Origin of the sequence: Hymenobacter sp. UYCo722 (assembly GCF_040547115.1) — a bacterium.
Lineage (GTDB): Bacteria > Bacteroidota > Bacteroidia > Cytophagales > Hymenobacteraceae > Hymenobacter.
In genome coordinates, this window is the sequence record NZ_JBEPPC010000003.1 from 174,750 (window position 1) to 191,046 (window position 16,297).

Genomic DNA, 16,297 nt, shown 5'->3' on the forward strand with positions numbered 1-16,297 from the left:
TTGTAAGTCAATCGTATTGCCTTGGCCAACTGCTTCCAGCCAGATTAAAAGCAGATTAACTTCCAACTCTGCAATTGCAGATGTGGTTTAAGGAGCAATTCTGTTTTAATACTGTTTTTAGCAGCCGGTTTTGGGCCGGCACACTGTATATGTTTTCCGTTACCAATTTGCGCCAATGGGCGCGGGTGCTGCCCGGCGCGGCCGTGGGCCTGGCGCTGGCGGGCTGCGAGATGCTCGAATTCAGCCCCAACGACCACCGCGTCCCCGAAAAGTTCACCAACCTTACCGAAAAAAACCTGGCTAAGCTGGCCGCCCGGCCGCTGCCGGCCGGCGACACTCTTCGCTTCATTTTCACCGGCGACTCGCAGCAGTTCTACGATGAAGCCGAAGCGCTGGTAGCCAGCGTGAACCAGCAGCCCGGCATCGCCTTTCTGGTGGTGGCCGGCGATATTTCCGACTTCGGCCTGGCCCGCGAGATGCAGTGGGTGGACGAGAAGCTGCGTCGCCTCACGGTGCCCTACGTCACGGTTATCGGCAACCACGACCTGGTGGGCAACGGCCGGCCCACTTACCAGCACATTTTCGGGGCTTTCAATTACTCGTTCGTGTACGGCAACACGAAGTTTATCCTGCTGGATACCAACGGCCGCGAATACAACTTCGACGGCACGGCCCCCGACATGAGTTGGCTGCGGCCCCAGTTGGTCAGCTTCGACGGCGCGCGGCGCAAGGTGGTTATCTCGCACGTGCCGCCCACCAACGACGATTTCGACCCAGGCCTGCGCGACACCTACGTGCGGGCGCTACGCGAAACGCCGGACCTGGTCTTCGAAATGAACGGGCATAACCACTCCTATAGCATCACGCAGCCCTATAATGATGGCGTGACTTACGTCAACTCCGATGCTTTTTCGGAGCGCCACTACATGGTCGTCACCGTGTGGGGCGACAAGCAGTTTCGCATCAAACGGGTCAAATTCTAATGAAGATGCTGTTGCTTTCCGCCCTCTTGCTGGCTGGCCTGCACGCCGTGGCCGGCACCCCTCCCGATACCGTCGCGGTAGCTGCTGATAAGCCCGCGCCCCGCGCCGCTGGCCGCCCCGAGCGCCCCTGGTACCGCCCCACCCACCTGGCCCTGCAAACCGGTGGCGGCCTGGGCATGGTGGCCGCCGGGGCCGGCTACGAGTTTGGCAAGAACCGCCTCGAAACCGATGTGCTCATCGGCTACGTGCCCAAGTACTACGCGGGCTCCACGCTTAGCCTGGCTTCGCTCAAGTTCATGTATTCGCCTTTCCGGCTGCCGGTAGGCAATAAGCTTCAGGTGGTGCCGCTCACGGTGGGGGCGTATTTCAGCTACACCCACGGCACCCTCAACGACGAGCTGAAAGGCCAGTATTCGAGCGACTACTACTGGTTTTCGACCGATACCCGCTACGGGCCGCTGCTGGGCAGCCGCCTCACGTTCCTGGCCCCGGCCGTTGCGGCCACCGGCCAGCCGCGCAAAATATCGCTCTACTACGAGCTGGGCAGCAACGACCTGTACCTGGCCAGCTACCTCAACAACCGCAACGCTGGCGCTGGGCCTGAAGGCTGATTTTTAGCAGCTGGACAGAAAAAAGGCAGAGCGGAAATGGCGGTGCAACTTTATCGTCGTTTAGCCACTCATCAGTTCGCCCGGACCTTCTTTGCTCCACACAACCCCTGCGCCGGCCACTGCTGATGAAAAAACTGCTACTCTTTGGGCCGCTGCTGGCGCTGGCTGCCCCCGTCGCGGCCCAACATACCGAAATCATTGGCTGGGCCGGCCTGGGGCTCATGTGCTATGGCGGTCAGGATGCCGTTGGCAATGCTTCCGTCAACTATTCAGTCTACAACGGCCACGAAAGCGGGTATACCAATAGTCCCTACGGCAGCCGGCTGGGAGCTGGCGTCGCGCTGGGTGTTCGGGCGCAGCGGGTGGGGCAGCGCAAAGGCTTGCTGGCCTTTGATTTAGGGTACGAATGGATGCATAGCCGGACTAAAGTAGTTGTGGTCAATTATTACGATGGTGCTTCGAACACGCCCCGGGCGGCCCAAGGCACCACGTACCTGCAAACCCAAAACCTGGCGGCTTTTTTGGGCCTGGGTCATCGGTTCGAGCTACCGGCCTTCAGCCTGGACGTGCTGGCCGGGCCGGAAATAGCCTGGGTTTTTGGCTTTCGCGAGAACGGGAGCGGCACCTTCGATGGTAGCCATGCCTGGGCTACCAGCGGGGACCGCAGCTCCTCGGTGGGAGCCGATGCCCGCCTGCGGGCCGATGCCACGGCGTGGTTTCACCGCGTGGGCGCTACGGTTAGCTATTCCCACGGCTTTATCAATTACCAGGGCCATTTGACGGGAGGCAGTCGGGAAGTATATGCCCGCATCCTGCGCCTGGGGCTGGCCTACCGCCTGCGCTAGGCGCGGCAAAATATATGGGCAGGTGCTGCGTCTTCGGCAGGAATGAACCCTGGAACTGCCACCACCCCGCGCCTGCAAGCCACCTACGATGGTAAAACGTACCAAAATGCCTTGCCCACAGCCCTCAGCCCGCCCTCGGGCTACGGCGCGCTAATAAAACGCTGGCTGTTTGAGAAAGCCGAGCGGGAGCCCAAAAAGCCGCTGGGCCCCTTTCGGGCCGATGCGGCTGCTCTGGCCCTGCCCGTGCCGGCCGATGCGCTGCGCGCCACCTGGCTGGGCCACAGCACCGTGCTGCTCGAAATCGACGGCCGCCGCATCCTCACCGACCCGGTTTGGAGCAAACGGGTGTCGCCCTCGCAGCTAATGGGGCCAAAGCGGTTTTTCGCGCCGCCGCTGCCGCTTGATAGGCTGCCGGAGCTGGATGCCGTGGTGCTCTCGCACGACCATTACGACCATCTCGACCCGGTAGCCATTCGGACGCTGGGCCGCGCGGGCGTACCGTTTTTCTGCCCGTTGGGGGTGGGTGCGTATCTGCGCCGCTGGGGCGTGCCCGCTGCCTGCATCACCGAGCTGAATTGGTGGGAGCCGGCTCAGCTGAGCGAGGATTTTGCGCTGGTGGCCACGCCGGCCCGGCATTTTTCGGGCCGGGGCCTTACCCAAAATAATACGCTGTGGGCCTCGTGGTGCCTTCTGGGACCGACGCACAAAGTGTTTTTTGGTGGCGACTCGGGTCCGTTCGAAGAAGGGTTTCGGCAGATAGGAGCGGCCCACGGGCCGTTCGATTTGGTGATGCTGGAAATCGGGGCTTCCGACCCCGAGTGGGCCGACATTCACCTGGGCCCCGACCATGCCCTCACGGCCCACCAGCTGCTGGGCGGCGGGCCGCTGCTGCCGCTGCACTGGGGCACGTTCAACCTGGCATTCCACGCCTGGCGGCAGCCGGTGCAGCGCCTGCTCGCCGCGGCCGGCCCAGAGGTGCCGCTGCTGCTGCCCGCCCCCGGCCAGCGGGTGGACGTATCCGCCGGCCCGCTGAATTCGCGGTGGTGGGAACGGTAGCATAAGTGCGAGCCTAACCCAATTGCTGCCACCGCTGGCAAGCTGGAGGGCTTGAAATTCCGCTGCTGGTTCGTAAGCTTGTGAAATACCAGTTGCCGGATGGTGCGCCACTGCCATTAACCGTAGCTGCTGAAGGTGCCCGGAATCATCCAAATCCGTCTCCGGGCCCGATTCGTTCTGGTTGCCTTGTCCTCCCGCACCCGCCTTCCCACCCACTTTACTTAACCTTTTGGCTGGCCCAAACCCGGACATAAACTGAGTAAGTGGACCATTGCGTTGATGAGCGCTGGCTTTTGTCGTACTTTTTATTTGATTTTCCCCTTTAATTCCTCACCAACCATTCTCCTATAATGAAACACAGTTTACTTCTTCTCCTGTTTTTACTGTGCGGGCTGATGGCTCAGGCCCAGAAAACGACCGTGACCGGGCGGGTGATGGGCGGCCAGGGCGAGGCCTTGCCCGGCTCGACGGTGCTGGAACGCGGCACCACCAACGGCACCAGCACCGGCACCAACGGCGAATTTTCCCTTTCCGTCAATCCCGGGGCCACCATCACGGTGCAGGCCATTGGCTACGCCACCCAGCAGATTCCGCTCAACGGCCGCACCACGCTCGACGTGCGCCTGGCCGCCGCCGCCCAGGATTTGAACGAAGTGGTGGTAACCGGTTCGCGCGCCACTGAGGGCCGCTCCAACATCCTCACCACGGCCCCGGTCGACGTGATTTCGGCCCGCGAAATCAAAGCCTTCGCCCAAACCGATGTGGCCCAGGTGCTGGCCTACGCCGCGCCCTCGTTCCAGAGCACGCGCCAGACCATTTCGGACGGCACCGACCACATCGACCCGGCCAGCCTGCGCGGCCTCGGCCCCGACCAGGTGCTGGTGCTCGTGAACGGCAAGCGCTTCCACAACTCGGCCCTGGTCAACATCAACGGTACGGTGGGCCGCGGCTCGGTGGGCACCGATTTGAACGTGATTCCAACGGCCAGCCTCAAGCGCATCGAAGTGTTGCGCGACGGCGCGGCGGCCCTCTACGGCTCCGATGCCATTGCCGGCGTTATCAATCTGCAGCTGAAGAACGACACCACCGGCGTGACGGCCAGCAGCTTCGTGGGCCAGACCACCAAAAGCGACGGCGGCGTATTTCAGGTCGATACTAACATTGGCATCGGGCTGGGCGGCAAAGGCTACCTCGACCTGAGCGGCCAGTACCAGAACCACAGCTACTTCAACCGCGGCCTGCCCGACACGGCCCCCCTGATTTACCTGGGCGGCAACTCGGGCCAATACCCCAGTAGCGCTAACACCGAGCAGCTGCGCCGCGACCTGAAGACCCAGGACGATAAACTGGTGGCTGACAATGGCTACGACCGCAGCAACTTGCGCGTGGGCAGCGCCGACACCCGCAACGTGGGCGGTTTCCTGAACGCGGGCTACCGCCTCGGCGGCGGCCTGGAGGCCTACGTTATGGCCGGCTACACGCACCGCACGGGCAAGTCGGCCGGCTTTGCCCGCCTGCCCAACCAGCCCACCCAGAGCGACCTCACCATCTTTCCAAACGGCTTCCTGCCCTTCATCAACACGACAATCAACGACGTGTCGACCATCGCGGGGCTGCGCAAAACCATCGGCGGCTTCGGCTTCGACCTGAGCAATACCTACGGCAGCAACCAGGTGCGCTACGACATTACCAACTCGGTGAATGCTTCGCTGCCGCAGGGCCCGGGTATCCGCAACCAGACTGAGTTCTACGCCGGCACGCTCAAGTTCACCCAGAACACGTCTAACCTGACGCTTACCCGCAAGTTTGTGGACCTGGGCCCCCTGGCCACGCTGAACGTGGCCGTGGGCGGCGAGTTCCGCGTCGACAACTTCCAGATTGCCGCCGGCGAACCTAATTCTTACATCAACGGCGGCCGGAAAATTGGGACCGCGCCCACCGCTTCGGGCTCGCAGGTATTTCCGGGCTACCAGCCGACGGATGAAGTAAATAAGTCGCGTAATAACCTGGCCGGTTTCCTCGATTTGGAAAGTGACCTGACCGAGAAGCTGCTGGTGCACGCCGCCGGCCGCGTGGAGCGCTACTCCGATTTCGGCAGCAGCGCCAGCGGCCAGCTGGCCGCCCGCTTCAGCATCATCGATGGGCTGGCCCTGCGCGGCTCGCTGGGCAATGGCTTCCGGGCACCCTCGCTCCAGCAGCGCTACTTCACCAACGTGAGTACCCAGTTTGTGAGCGGCGTGCCCAACCAGATTCTGACCGTGAACAACGAAAATTCCATCGTGCGCAACAGCTACACGGTGGGCGGCACTGGCCAGCAGGGCTTTGGGGTGGCCCCACTGAAGCAGGAAAACTCGCGCAACTACAGCCTGGGCCTCACGGCCCGCGTGGCGCAGGTGGTGACGCTGACCGTGGATGCCTATCAGATTGACATTGATGACCGCATTGTGTTGTCGTCGGCCTTCACCCGCACCAATACCATTGTGAACACCATTCTGGGCACGCAGCCGGTGAGCCGGGTGCAGTTCTTCGCCAATGCCGTGAATACCCGCACGCAGGGCATCGACATTGTGGCCAACAGCCGCCTCACGCTGGGCGACAAAAGCCGCCTGGGCCTGACGGCCGCCGCCAACTTCAACGAAACCACGGTGCGAAGCTTTAACAGCACGTCCACTACCATCAACAACGACGCCACTGTGGGCACCAGCAACCTGCAAAACACGCTGTTCGACCGCCAGCAGCGCGCCCGCCTCGAAAACGGCAACCCGCGCAGCAAAATCCTGCTCTCGGCCAACTACACCTACGGCATCTTCGGCCTCGAAGCCCGCACCGTCCGCTTCGGCGAGGTACAGACCAAGGACGCCGACCCGGCGCGCTCGTTCCTCGACCAGACCTACGCGGCCAAATGGATTACCGACCTCACCCTCAGCGCGCAGATTATCAAGCAGGTTGGGGTAGCCGTGGGCATCAATAACCTGTTCGATGTGTACCCCGACCGCATCAATCAGAACCCGCGTAACGACCCCAACAACTTCTCCGTCGACCCGGCCCAGAGCTACAACTCTTCGCTCGACAACACCAACCGGGGCCGCTTCGTGTACAACGCCAGCCAGTTCGGCTTCCAGGGCGCCTTCTACTTCGGTCGCGTGAATGTGAGTTTCTAGCCCGGCGCTCGCTGCGTTTCAAAAGCAAAAAGGCCCGCTCTGCAACAGAGCGGGCCTTTGTGTTTGGTAGCGCGGGGCTAACGGCCAGCGTATGACAGCCGGGCCACCTGGGTGCCATCGGGCGTGCGGGCAAAGTACAGGCCAGCGGTCAGGGCCGGGGCCGGCCGCCACGTCAGGCTGCCGTCGGCGGCGGTTTGCAGCTGGGCTACCGTGCGGCCCAGCCCATCGGTGATGGTAACGAGCTGATGCCCCGGACCGGCTAACCGGAGCTGTACCTCGTCCTGAAACGGTGTGGGGTAGGGGAGTTGCGCCAATGGCTGCCGCTGGCGGGTAGCCAGGGCCTGAGGTGTCACCTGCACTTGCAGCGTCAGTACCTCGGTACCGGCAGTTGGGCAGGCATCATCCGAGGCCGTCGCCGCGAGAAAATAGCGGCCAGAATGCTGGTTGGTAGGCACCTGCCAGGTAAGCAGCCCTTGACCATTGCCCAGGTTCTGGAAAGTAGCTCCGGGCACGATGCCTGCAGCGGTACTGCTTAGGGTGAGTACCTGGCCGGCATCGGCGTCGGCGGCGGTGAGGGTAAGGGCCAGCGTCTGGCCGGGGTTCACCCGAATAGTTTGGCCCAGGAGCTGCCCCGTGGGCGCGCTGGCCAGCGCCACCCGGGTGAAAACCGGCACCTGGTTGCTGGCACCCAACCGCAGGAAGTATGTCATGTCGCGGGCAATGCTCCCGATGCGCTGCCAGCGGCTGCCTACCTGCCGGTATTCGTCCACGCGGGCGGCCAGGCTGTAGCGTCCCTGCTGCGCGGGGCCGTTGGTCGTAAGCAGGGTGCCGGTGGCGGCATCGAGCTGGAAGTGAGGGGCCAAAGCTCCCACCGTAGGCGTACCACAGGCCGAGGTGGCGCTGGGGGCTGCCAGGGGCTGTATCAAGTGGTAAGCCAGCGAGTCGCCTTCGCTGTCGAAAGCACTCAGGCTGTAGCGCTGGTTGCTCTGCACACCGGAAAGCTGAATGAGACGGTCCAGGTTGAAGCGGGGCGAAGAATTTACCAAACCCGTTGAATTGTCCAGCTCGGCCTTCACATATTGGGTTTGCGCTATAGCTTGCGCAATATTGAGGATGTCGGAACTGCGGTTGCTGCCATTAATGCTGAGCGTCCACTGGGCGGGTGGGAGCTGAACATTCCCTTCCAGCGTGTTCACCAGGTACGTAATCGCCCCATTGCCACTGCAACTGGTGCTGACAACCTCGCGCCGGGTAAGGGACAGCATGGTCGTGAAGCTTCCCGACAGCATTATGCCGCACTCGTTCTTGCCGCAGCTCAACTCGATAGCGTTATCAACAACAGGTACTCCAGGCGAGTTATCCCCGAATAGCACGGCTGTGATGTGGTACTGATTGGGATTGGCGGCCGTGCCTGCGTATTCATAACGCAGGTCGCCCCCTAGCAGGTGTGAGGCGTTGGCAATCAAAGGGCCGCTCAGGCAGAACAAAAGCGCCGCCAGGCAGCGGAAGCGGAAAAGTGTTTTCATGGAACAGCCAGGATAAATGGCGGGTGAAAAACCCCCTCGACAACGTGTGCCGAGAGGATAAATATATAAAGAAACAAGCTGCTTATGAGCAGTTTGTCAGCTTATTTCCCCGCCGCCGAATTACCGTCCAGAATCTTAAACAGCTCGTTGAGCTTGGGCGTGAGAATAATCTCTGTGCGGCGGTTCATCGCCTTGTTCTGGGGCGAGTCGTTGGGTGCCACGGGTACGTACTGGCTGCGGCCCGAGGCCGTGACGCGCTCCGGGGCCACGCCGGCCGTGGTGAGCAGGCGCGCAATCTCGGTGGCGCGCAGCGCGCTCAGGTCCCAGTTGTCGGTCATGCCGGCCGTGCCCGACCGGATGGGCACGTTGTCGGTGTGGCCTTCTACCACCACGTTCACGTCCTTTTGCTCCTGGAGCACGGTGGCCAGCTGCTTCAGCGCCTCCTGGCCCTTGGGGTCGACCCTGGTTGAGCCCGATTTGAACAGCAATTGCTCCGAGAGCGACACGTACACCTTGCCGTCCTTCAGCTTCACCTGCAGGTCGCTGCTGTTAAAGCTGAGCAGGGCCTTGCTCACGCGGGCCTTCAGGTCGTCCACGGCTTTGTCCTTTTCGGCCAGGGCTTTGGTGAGCTCGGTGAGGCGGGCTTCGCGGGTCTGGAGGTCGGCGGCGAGGCGGTCGTTATCGGCTTTGCTTTTCTGCAGGTTCTGGTCGAGCGTGCCCAGCTCGGCTTCGCGGCGGGCCAGGTCCTTGGCCACTTTGTTGTAGTCCGATGACTTGTTGGCTAGCTCGCGGTCACTGTTTTTTAGCAGCTTATCATAGCTGCTGTTCAGCTCGTTGTAGAGCATGCGGGTTTTGCGATAGGCCGCGCCGGTTTCGGCCGAGTCCGTCACGAGGCGCTTTTGCGTCAGGCGCAGCTGGGCCAGCTCATCGGTGGCTTTCTGCAGCTGCGCCGTGGTGCCCTGTAGCTGGCGCTCGGCGGCGGCCTTGCCATCGGCATCGGCTTTCTGCCGGGCGCTCAGGTCATCATATTTGCGGGCCGTGACGCAGCTGGTGAGGGCCGGGGTGGCCAGCAGGGCCAGTCCCAGTAGGGCAGGGGGGAGGGTACGAACAGAGAAGAACATGACAAGGCAGCAGGGCCATCGGCGGCCGGACTGCCCGGCCGCGTTGGGCCGGCAAGGTAGCCCCAAGCGGCCGGCTGCCGCCAGTTTGCCGCCGGATGGGCATCCCAGCGGGCATTTCGTTCGTTGCCGGGTGGCTGAAGCGGTATGCTATTGCTTGTCGCTTATCTTTGGGGCCCGGTTTTTACTCTTCGCCGCCCGTTCGAGACGGGTAGCTCTCTCTTCAAAATAAAGCTACTAGCCATTCGCTAACAGCTTAAAGCTACTAATATGGCCTGGTTCAAGCGCGTAGAAAAGGGCATCGTTACCCCCACCGACCAAAAAAAGGAAACCCCCGACGGGCTCTGGTACAAGTGCCCCGAATGCAAAACGGTGGCTACCATGGCCGAGCACAAGCGCCTGCTGCATGTGTGCGGCAACTGCAACCACCACGACCGCATCGACGCCGTCGACTATTTCGAATTCCTCTTCGACCAGGGCGAGTTCACGGAGCTCGATGCTGACCTCACCTCCGGCGACCCACTGCACTTCGTCGATACCAAGGAATACCCCAAGCGTGTGGCCGCTACCGAGCGCAACACCGGCCTGAAGGACGCCGTGCGCACTGCCCACGGCCTTAGTGCCGGCCAGCCGCTGGTAGTGGCGGCGATGGATTTTAAGTTCATCGGAGGCTCGATGGGCTCGGTGGTGGGCGAGAAAATCGCGCGCGCCATCGACTATGCCCGCCAAACCCGCACGCCTTTCCTGATGATTTCGCGCTCGGGCGGGGCCCGCATGATGGAAGCCGGCTATTCGCTGATGCAGATGGCCAAAACCTCGGCCAAGCTGGCCCTGCTCTCCGAAGCCGGCGTGCCCTACGTGAGCCTGCTGACGGACCCTACCACGGGCGGCGTCACGGCCTCGTTTGCCATGTTGGGCGACTTTAATATTGCGGAGCCCGGTGCGCTCATCGGCTTTGCCGGCCCGCGCGTCATCAAAGAAACCATTGGAAAAGACCTGCCCAAGGGCTTCCAGAGTGCCGAGTTCGTGCTGGAGCACGGATTCTTGGATTTTATCGTGGACCGGCGCGAGCTCAAGCAACGCCTGGCCGACCTGTTGGGCATGCTTCGGCCGGCCCCAGTAGCCGTGGCGACGCCAAAACGTACGGCTGTAAAAGTGCAGTAGTACCCTAGGCAGCTACTTTTTGCTGTTTCGGCACACTTGTTGGGAAACCCGATTTCGGTACCGAAACGGGTTTTTTCCGTATACGGGCCAAACTAACTCACCATTCTTTCATTTTCACATGAACACCTCCAAATCTCTGCTTTCTGTGCTGATGGCCTTTGTGCTTCTGTTCAGCTCCTGCGCCACTTCGCAGCAAGCCAGCAGCACCCAGCCCGACCTTTCGAACAACAACGGTACCGGAGCCCGGAAAACCGGCATGAGCAAAACCGCTAAGGGCGGCCTGCTGGGCGCTGGCGGCGGAGCCATCCTCGGCGGCGTAGTAGGCGGCCTGTTGGGCGGCGGCAAGGGCACGGCCATTGGCGCTATCGTGGGTGCTGCCGCAGGTGGTACTACGGGTGCCATCATCGGTCGCAAAATGGACAAGCAGGCCGCTGAGCTGCAGGCCGACATGAAAGGTGCCCGCGTGGAGCGCGTAGGCGAAGGCATCAAAATCACCTTCGACTCGGGTATTCTGTTTGATACCAACTCGGCTACGCTGCGTTCGGCTTCGGAGTCCGACATTTCCAAGATGGCGGCCATTCTACAGAAATACCCCGATACCAACGTACTGGTAGAAGGCCACACCGATAATTCGGGTTCGGATGCCATCAACCAGCCCCTGTCGGAGCGCCGGGCACAGGCCGTGGCTAGCTCAACCATCGCCAAAGGCGTATCGTCGAGCCGCGTTACCACGCAGGGCTACGGCTCGACTCAGCCCGTGGGCGACAACACCACTGCTGAAGGCAAACAGGCAAACCGCCGCGTAGAAATTGCCATCTATGCTAACGAAAAGATGAAAAAAGCTGCCGAGGACGGCCGCTTGTAGTAGCACCGGGCCCTGTTTTCCTTCCCAGGAGCTCAATGAAAAAGGCCGTCCGTTTCGGGCGGCCTTTTTACTTTTTCCAGCAGAAATAAAAAGCGGATAAAGCACAACCCGCCTTACCGGTACCGCGTTAAAATCGAGTCATTTATTTCTCACTTAGCCCTATCGTCATGAAGATATTCAAAGTTTATTTCCTGGTTATTCTCGCGTTTTTTATGCTCTTGGGCAACGCTCAGGGCCAGACGCCTAAAAAAGGCTGGAGCAATAAAGCTAAGGGCGCGGTTATCGGCGGCGGCGCGGGGGCGGTGGCCGGTGGCCTGCTGGGCGGTGGCAAAGGTGCCGTAATAGGTGCCGCCGCTGGCGTAGTTGGCGGCGGCCTGATTGGCCGCAAAAAGGATAAAAAGCAGGACCCCGCCCGCTACAACGCCTACCACAAAAAGAAATAATGAGCAGCGGGTTCGCCCGGATACTCTAAAAACGGTCTTGCTCAGTGAGCAAGGCCGTTTTTTGTTGTTGATGGTGCGCTGCCTTGGGTTGGGCGAGCAATGGGGTAGACTCGTCGGCGCGAGTTTGGCAAGGTGGTTGCAAATGGCGTACTTGCCGCTCCATTGCACAAGCAGCGGCGTATTTTATCCAAATCTCTTTTTAACCCATGAAATTCTTTCGTTCGTCCCTCGCTTTTTTCCTGGCGCTGGTGCTGTTGGTAAACAGCTTCGCGCAGGCCCAATCTTCTACTGTCTCGACTAGTAAGCCGAAAGGCATGAGCAAAACGCTGAAAGGCGGCCTGATTGGCGGCCTGGGCGGTGCCGTGGCTGGTGGCGTTGCCGGCCGCCTGATTGGTGGCAAGTCGGGTACCGCTAAAGGGGCCATCATCGGAGCCGTAGTAGGCGGTACGGCGGGTGCCCTCATTGGCCGCAAAATGGATAAGGCCGCTGCCGAGCTGCGCCGCGACCTCGAAGGTGCTAAAGTAGAGCGCGTGGGTGAAGGCATCAAAATCACCTTTGCTTCGGGCATCCTGTTCGGCACCAATTCGTCGAGCCTGACCCCGGAAGCGGCCGGCAACATCGACCAGTTGGCCGCCACCCTCAAAAAATATGCTGACACCAGCGTGGTAGTGGAAGGCCACACCGACAGCTCGGGCTCGGATGCTATCAACCAGCCCCTGTCGGAGCGTCGCGCGCAGGCCGTGTCGAATGAAATCCAGGGCCAGGGCGTGGACTCGGGCCGCATCACGGCCACCGGTTACGGTTCGACCCAGCCCGTGGGCGATAACGCGACTGCCAGCGGCAAAGCCGCCAACCGCCGCGTAGAAGTAGCCATCTTCGCCAACGATAAAATGCAGAAGGCCGCCAAGAAAGGCCAGCTGTAAGACCAATGCCGACCGCAGCAAGTGCGGCCGAAGTTTCGAAAAACCGGCGGCCAGCAGTGGTCGCCGGTTTTTTTGTGCCCATTGTGGCTGGTCAATCAGCTTTGCGGCAACCCTGGATGCGGCCGGCCGGTACACCCGAATATGCCTGCACCCGACGCTACCTACGCCTCGTCCGCCGCCGAAAAAGCCCGGGCCGACCACCAGATACTCGACCATTTCTACGGCCACCTGCCGCCCAAGCCGCGCCGCACCCCCATGCGCGAGTTGATTTCCACCATCCTCTCGCACCGCACCACCCACGCCGACGAGGAACTGGCCTACGACCGAATGCTCGAAGCCTTCGGCGACTGGGCCGCGGTGGAGGCCGCGCCTACGGCCGACCTGGCCCACGCCATCCGAACCACGCGCTGGCCCGATACGCAGGCCCCGCGCATTCAGGAAATCCTCCGCCGCATCCGGGCCGAAACGGGTGGGCCGTTCGCGCTGGACTTTCTGGCCGACTGGCCCACGGATAAGGGCATGGCCTGGCTCACGGATATGCCCGGCATCGGGCTGAAAACGGCCTCGCTGCTGCTGCTGTTCAACTACCATAAACCGGTGCTACCCGTTGATACCCACGTGCACCGGGTAGCGCAGCGGGTGGGATTTCTGGGGACGAAGGTGTCGGTCGAGAAGGCCCACGCCGTACTGCTGGCCCTGCTGCCGGCCGATGCGGAAACGCTGTTCAACTTCCACAAGCACAACTACTGGCATGGGCAGCAAATTTGCTTTTTCCTGAAGCCAAATTGCGCCCGCTGCCCGCTCAAAGGCTTCTGTAATCATTATAAGGAGCATTTTGGGTCGCCCACAACCGAGGCACTGGCGGCCACGCCCGATAAGTGGGACGCCGCCGCCTGGGGGAAGCTGCCGCACTGAGTTAGCGACTAGCCACTGAGTTAGCGACTAGCCCTTAGCTTTTAGCTGTTAGCTTCGTTGTGGTGGCAAATACTGTCCGGAATATAAAAAGCTAATGGCTAATGGCTAACAGCTGATAGCTGAAACTATGCGTCTCGTCAAGCACCCTGTTCTCTGCAATTACTACGTCACGTACCGCTGCAATGCGAAGTGTGCGTTTTGCGACATCTGGGAAAAGCCCTCGCCCTACATTACGCTGGAGGACGTGACGCAGAACCTGCGCGACCTCAAGCGGCTGGGCGTGTCGGTCATCGATTTCACCGGGGGCGAGCCGCTACTGCACCGGCAGCTGCCCGATTTTCTGGGGCTGGCCCGCGAAATGGGCTTTATTACCACCGTGACAACCAACGGCCTGCTCTACCCCAAAAACGCCGAAAAGCTGCGCGGCAAGGTCGACATGCTGCACTTTTCACTCGACTCGGCCGACCGCGACACCCACGACCTGGGCCGGGGCGTGGCCTGCTACGATTTTGTGCTCGAAAGCATTCGCGTAGCTAAAGAACTGGGCGAGCGGCCGGATATTCTCTTCACCGTTTTCCGGAAAAACCTGCCGGATTTGGAGGCCGTGTACCGCGACATCACCCAGCCCAACGGCCTTGTACTCATCCTGAACCCTGCTTTTGAGTATGGCGACGTGGAAACTGGCGAGCAGCTCACGCCCGAGGAGCTGGATTACCTGTCGGCCTTCGGCAAGCGCAAGGGCGTGTACCTGAACGAAGCCTTTATCGAACTGCGGCGCGATGGCGGCAACCACGTAGCCGCCCCCGTGTGCCGGGCCGCCAGCACCACGCTGGTTATCTCACCCAGCAACGAGCTGGTGCTGCCCTGCTACCACCTCGGCGAGCAGAAATTCCCCATCGACGGGAAGCTATTTGACGTATACAACGCGCCCGAAACCCAGCGCCTCGCCGCCCTCGAAGGCCGCTTGCCCGCCTGCGAAGGCTGCACCATCAACTGCTACATGCAGCCCAGCTTCGCGGTGGAGACGAGCAAGTACTTTTGGCAAGCCCTGCCCAGTACATTGAAGTATAACTGGGAGAAGGGCACGTGGAAACGGCTGCTTGGGGTGGCGTAGCGCGTTTAGAAATAACAAGAACGTCATGGAAATAACTAGAACGTCATGCTGAGCGCAGCCGAAGCATCTCGCGTGCAATAGTAAATGAATTACTTGCGCGGTAGAGATGCTTCGACAAGCTCAACATGACGTTCTATTGCTCACTGCTCACTGCTCACTGCTCACTGTAAAATATGCCCGCCCTCATACTCCCCGTTCACGGGATATCCCCTACTATTCCCGCCGACTGCTTCATCGCCGACAACGCTACCATCATCGGCGACGTCGTGCTCGGCAGCAAATGCACGGTCTGGTTCACGGCCGTGATTCGCGGCGACGTGCATCGCATCCGCATCGGTGACGAAACCAATATTCAGGACGGCGCGGTGCTGCACTGTACCTACCAGCAAGCACCGCTCAGCATCGGCAGCCGCGTGAGCATCGGGCACCGGGCGCTCGTGCACGGTTGCACCGTGGAGGACGACGTGCTCATCGGCATGGGGGCCATCGTGATGGACCATGCCGTGGTAGGCACCGGCTGCATTGTCGCGGCCGGGGCCGTGGTATTGGAAAATTTCGTGTGCGAGCCGGGATTTCTTTACGCTGGAGTGCCGGCCAAAAAAATCAAACCCGTGACTGTGGCCCAGCGCGAAGGCCTCCAGCGCACGGCCGCCAACTACCAGCTCTACGCCAGCTGGCTCCGGACTGAGAAATGAAAAGTCCTTTCTATAGAATGATATCCTCTGGTATTTGCCTGTGATTAAGTGATTTGACGAATCAAACTTCAAGCAATTATTTCCAGCCAGCGTCTGATAAATGAAGTTTTAGGTTTGTGAAAAGGTGTTTGGAGCGGGTCCTTCGCAGTGCTTCAACCCTTTTCAACTCAACGCCTGATGAATAACCGCTACTTCTCTTGCTGCCTGTTTGCTCAGCGTATTGCTTTGCTGCTCGTTGTGGGGCTCAATAGCTGCCAACGGGCCAGCTATCAGTTCCAGCCCGTGACCGGTGCCACTGCCGCGCCAACCGAAGCGGCCGCGGCGATTGGCGCGGCAGTGGCACCGGCCACGCCACGCTGGGTACCGGCAGGGGCTGCAAAACCAGCCGCGAAATGGAGTGCCAGCCCCAGGGGCTACCGAAAATCGGCTCCCCGCACTACAAGCCAAGCTACACTTTTCCGGCCGGCTCAACAGGTAGTTCAGATGCTGCGAACGGCTGGCGCTGAGCATATTTCCATTGCCGGCCCAGCCAAAATAATGCCTCAGCTTACCCCGGAGCAGCCCCGCAGCAAGGGTGTTGCCGTACTGTTGGCGGGGCTGCTGGGGATGTTTGGAGCCCACTTATTCTACCTGGGCAACGCTCGCCGCGCCTCTACCTACTTAATCACCACGCTGGTGTGCATTGGGTTAGTCCTCATTGCAATCCCCGTTGCCAATTCGGCGGCCTTTGGTAGTGGAATTGGTGGGGCATTCGTGGGGATTTTCCTCCTCCTGCTAGGGTTCGGCGGTATTGCCTTCACGTACCTGAAAGCACTGGTCGACGGCGTTCGAATTCTGACCGACTCGTTGCCCTACTAAGTCCGGACCGGCCTTGGAGC

At 60.9% G+C, this 16,297-nt stretch carries 15 protein-coding genes; 13 read left to right on the forward strand and 2 right to left on the reverse strand.

Annotation, left to right across the window (positions count from 1 at the left end):
• Positions 1 to 149 precede the first annotated feature (149 nt).
• From ABIB44_RS10315 to ABIB44_RS10335, 5 genes are all read left to right on the forward strand, one after another.
• On the forward strand, positions 150 to 983 hold the full coding sequence (locus ABIB44_RS10315; RefSeq protein WP_354584580.1) for a metallophosphoesterase family protein: 834 nt from the start codon (positions 150 to 152) through the stop codon (positions 981 to 983).
• A 5-nt stretch (positions 984 to 988) separates the two neighbouring features.
• Positions 989 to 1,594, forward strand: a complete 606-nt coding sequence (locus tag ABIB44_RS10320) for a hypothetical protein (protein WP_354584581.1) — start codon at positions 989 to 991, stop codon at positions 1,592 to 1,594.
• A gap of 125 nt (positions 1,595 to 1,719) precedes the next feature.
• Positions 1,720 to 2,439: a hypothetical protein gene (locus tag ABIB44_RS10325; protein WP_354584582.1), complete on the forward strand. Its 720-nt coding sequence runs from the start codon at positions 1,720 to 1,722 to the stop codon at positions 2,437 to 2,439.
• Positions 2,440 to 2,481: 42 nt separating this feature from the next.
• Positions 2,482 to 3,495 carry an MBL fold metallo-hydrolase gene (locus ABIB44_RS10330; RefSeq protein WP_354584583.1) on the forward strand — a complete coding sequence of 338 codons (1,014 nt, stop codon included), beginning with the start codon at positions 2,482 to 2,484 and terminating at the stop codon, positions 3,493 to 3,495.
• A 350-nt stretch (positions 3,496 to 3,845) separates the two neighbouring features.
• A complete protein-coding gene (locus ABIB44_RS10335; protein WP_354584584.1) occupies positions 3,846 to 6,656 on the forward strand; it encodes a TonB-dependent receptor in 2,811 nt (936 codons plus the stop codon).
• A 77-nt stretch (positions 6,657 to 6,733) separates the two neighbouring features.
• On the opposite strand, the gene ABIB44_RS10340 is transcribed toward ABIB44_RS10335, so the two are convergent.
• Positions 6,734 to 8,182, reverse strand: a complete 1,449-nt coding sequence (locus ABIB44_RS10340) for a hypothetical protein (protein WP_354584585.1) — start codon at positions 8,180 to 8,182, stop codon at positions 6,734 to 6,736.
• 101 nt (positions 8,183 to 8,283) lie between these two features.
• Positions 8,284 to 9,303 carry an OmpA family protein gene (locus ABIB44_RS10345; protein WP_354584586.1) on the reverse strand — a complete coding sequence of 340 codons (1,020 nt, stop codon included), beginning with the start codon at positions 9,301 to 9,303 and terminating at the stop codon, positions 8,284 to 8,286.
• A gap of 267 nt (positions 9,304 to 9,570) precedes the next feature.
• On the opposite strand from ABIB44_RS10345, the gene accD reads away from it, so the two are divergent.
• The 8 genes from accD (at position 9,571) to ABIB44_RS10385 (ending at position 16,277) form a co-directional block, all read left to right on the forward strand.
• Positions 9,571 to 10,464, forward strand: coding sequence for an acetyl-CoA carboxylase, carboxyltransferase subunit beta (gene accD / locus ABIB44_RS10350; protein WP_354584587.1), 894 nt, complete (start codon positions 9,571 to 9,573; stop codon positions 10,462 to 10,464).
• 118 nt (positions 10,465 to 10,582) lie between these two features.
• On the forward strand, positions 10,583 to 11,329 hold the full coding sequence (locus ABIB44_RS10355; RefSeq protein WP_354584588.1) for a YiaD family glycine zipper/OmpA-like lipoprotein: 747 nt from the start codon (positions 10,583 to 10,585) through the stop codon (positions 11,327 to 11,329).
• A 167-nt stretch (positions 11,330 to 11,496) separates the two neighbouring features.
• Entirely contained in the window at positions 11,497 to 11,772 is a 276-nt protein-coding gene (locus ABIB44_RS10360) for a YMGG-like glycine zipper-containing protein (protein WP_354584589.1), read from the forward strand.
• Between the two features lie 206 nt (positions 11,773 to 11,978).
• The gene (locus ABIB44_RS10365; protein ID WP_354584590.1) at positions 11,979 to 12,695 is read left to right on the forward strand and encodes a YiaD family glycine zipper/OmpA-like lipoprotein; all 717 of its coding nucleotides are present in this window, start codon (positions 11,979 to 11,981) and stop codon (positions 12,693 to 12,695) included.
• Between the two features lie 141 nt (positions 12,696 to 12,836).
• The gene (locus tag ABIB44_RS10370) at positions 12,837 to 13,610 is read left to right on the forward strand and encodes an endonuclease III domain-containing protein (RefSeq protein WP_354584591.1); all 774 of its coding nucleotides are present in this window, start codon (positions 12,837 to 12,839) and stop codon (positions 13,608 to 13,610) included.
• A 127-nt stretch (positions 13,611 to 13,737) separates the two neighbouring features.
• On the forward strand, positions 13,738 to 14,724 hold the full coding sequence (locus ABIB44_RS10375) for a radical SAM protein (RefSeq protein ID WP_354584592.1): 987 nt from the start codon (positions 13,738 to 13,740) through the stop codon (positions 14,722 to 14,724).
• Between the two features lie 173 nt (positions 14,725 to 14,897).
• Positions 14,898 to 15,419, forward strand: a complete 522-nt coding sequence (locus ABIB44_RS10380) for a gamma carbonic anhydrase family protein (RefSeq protein WP_354584593.1) — start codon at positions 14,898 to 14,900, stop codon at positions 15,417 to 15,419.
• A gap of 537 nt (positions 15,420 to 15,956) precedes the next feature.
• A complete protein-coding gene (locus ABIB44_RS10385; RefSeq protein WP_354584594.1) occupies positions 15,957 to 16,277 on the forward strand; it encodes an NINE protein in 321 nt (106 codons plus the stop codon).
• The last annotated feature ends 20 nt before the right edge of the window (positions 16,278 to 16,297 follow it).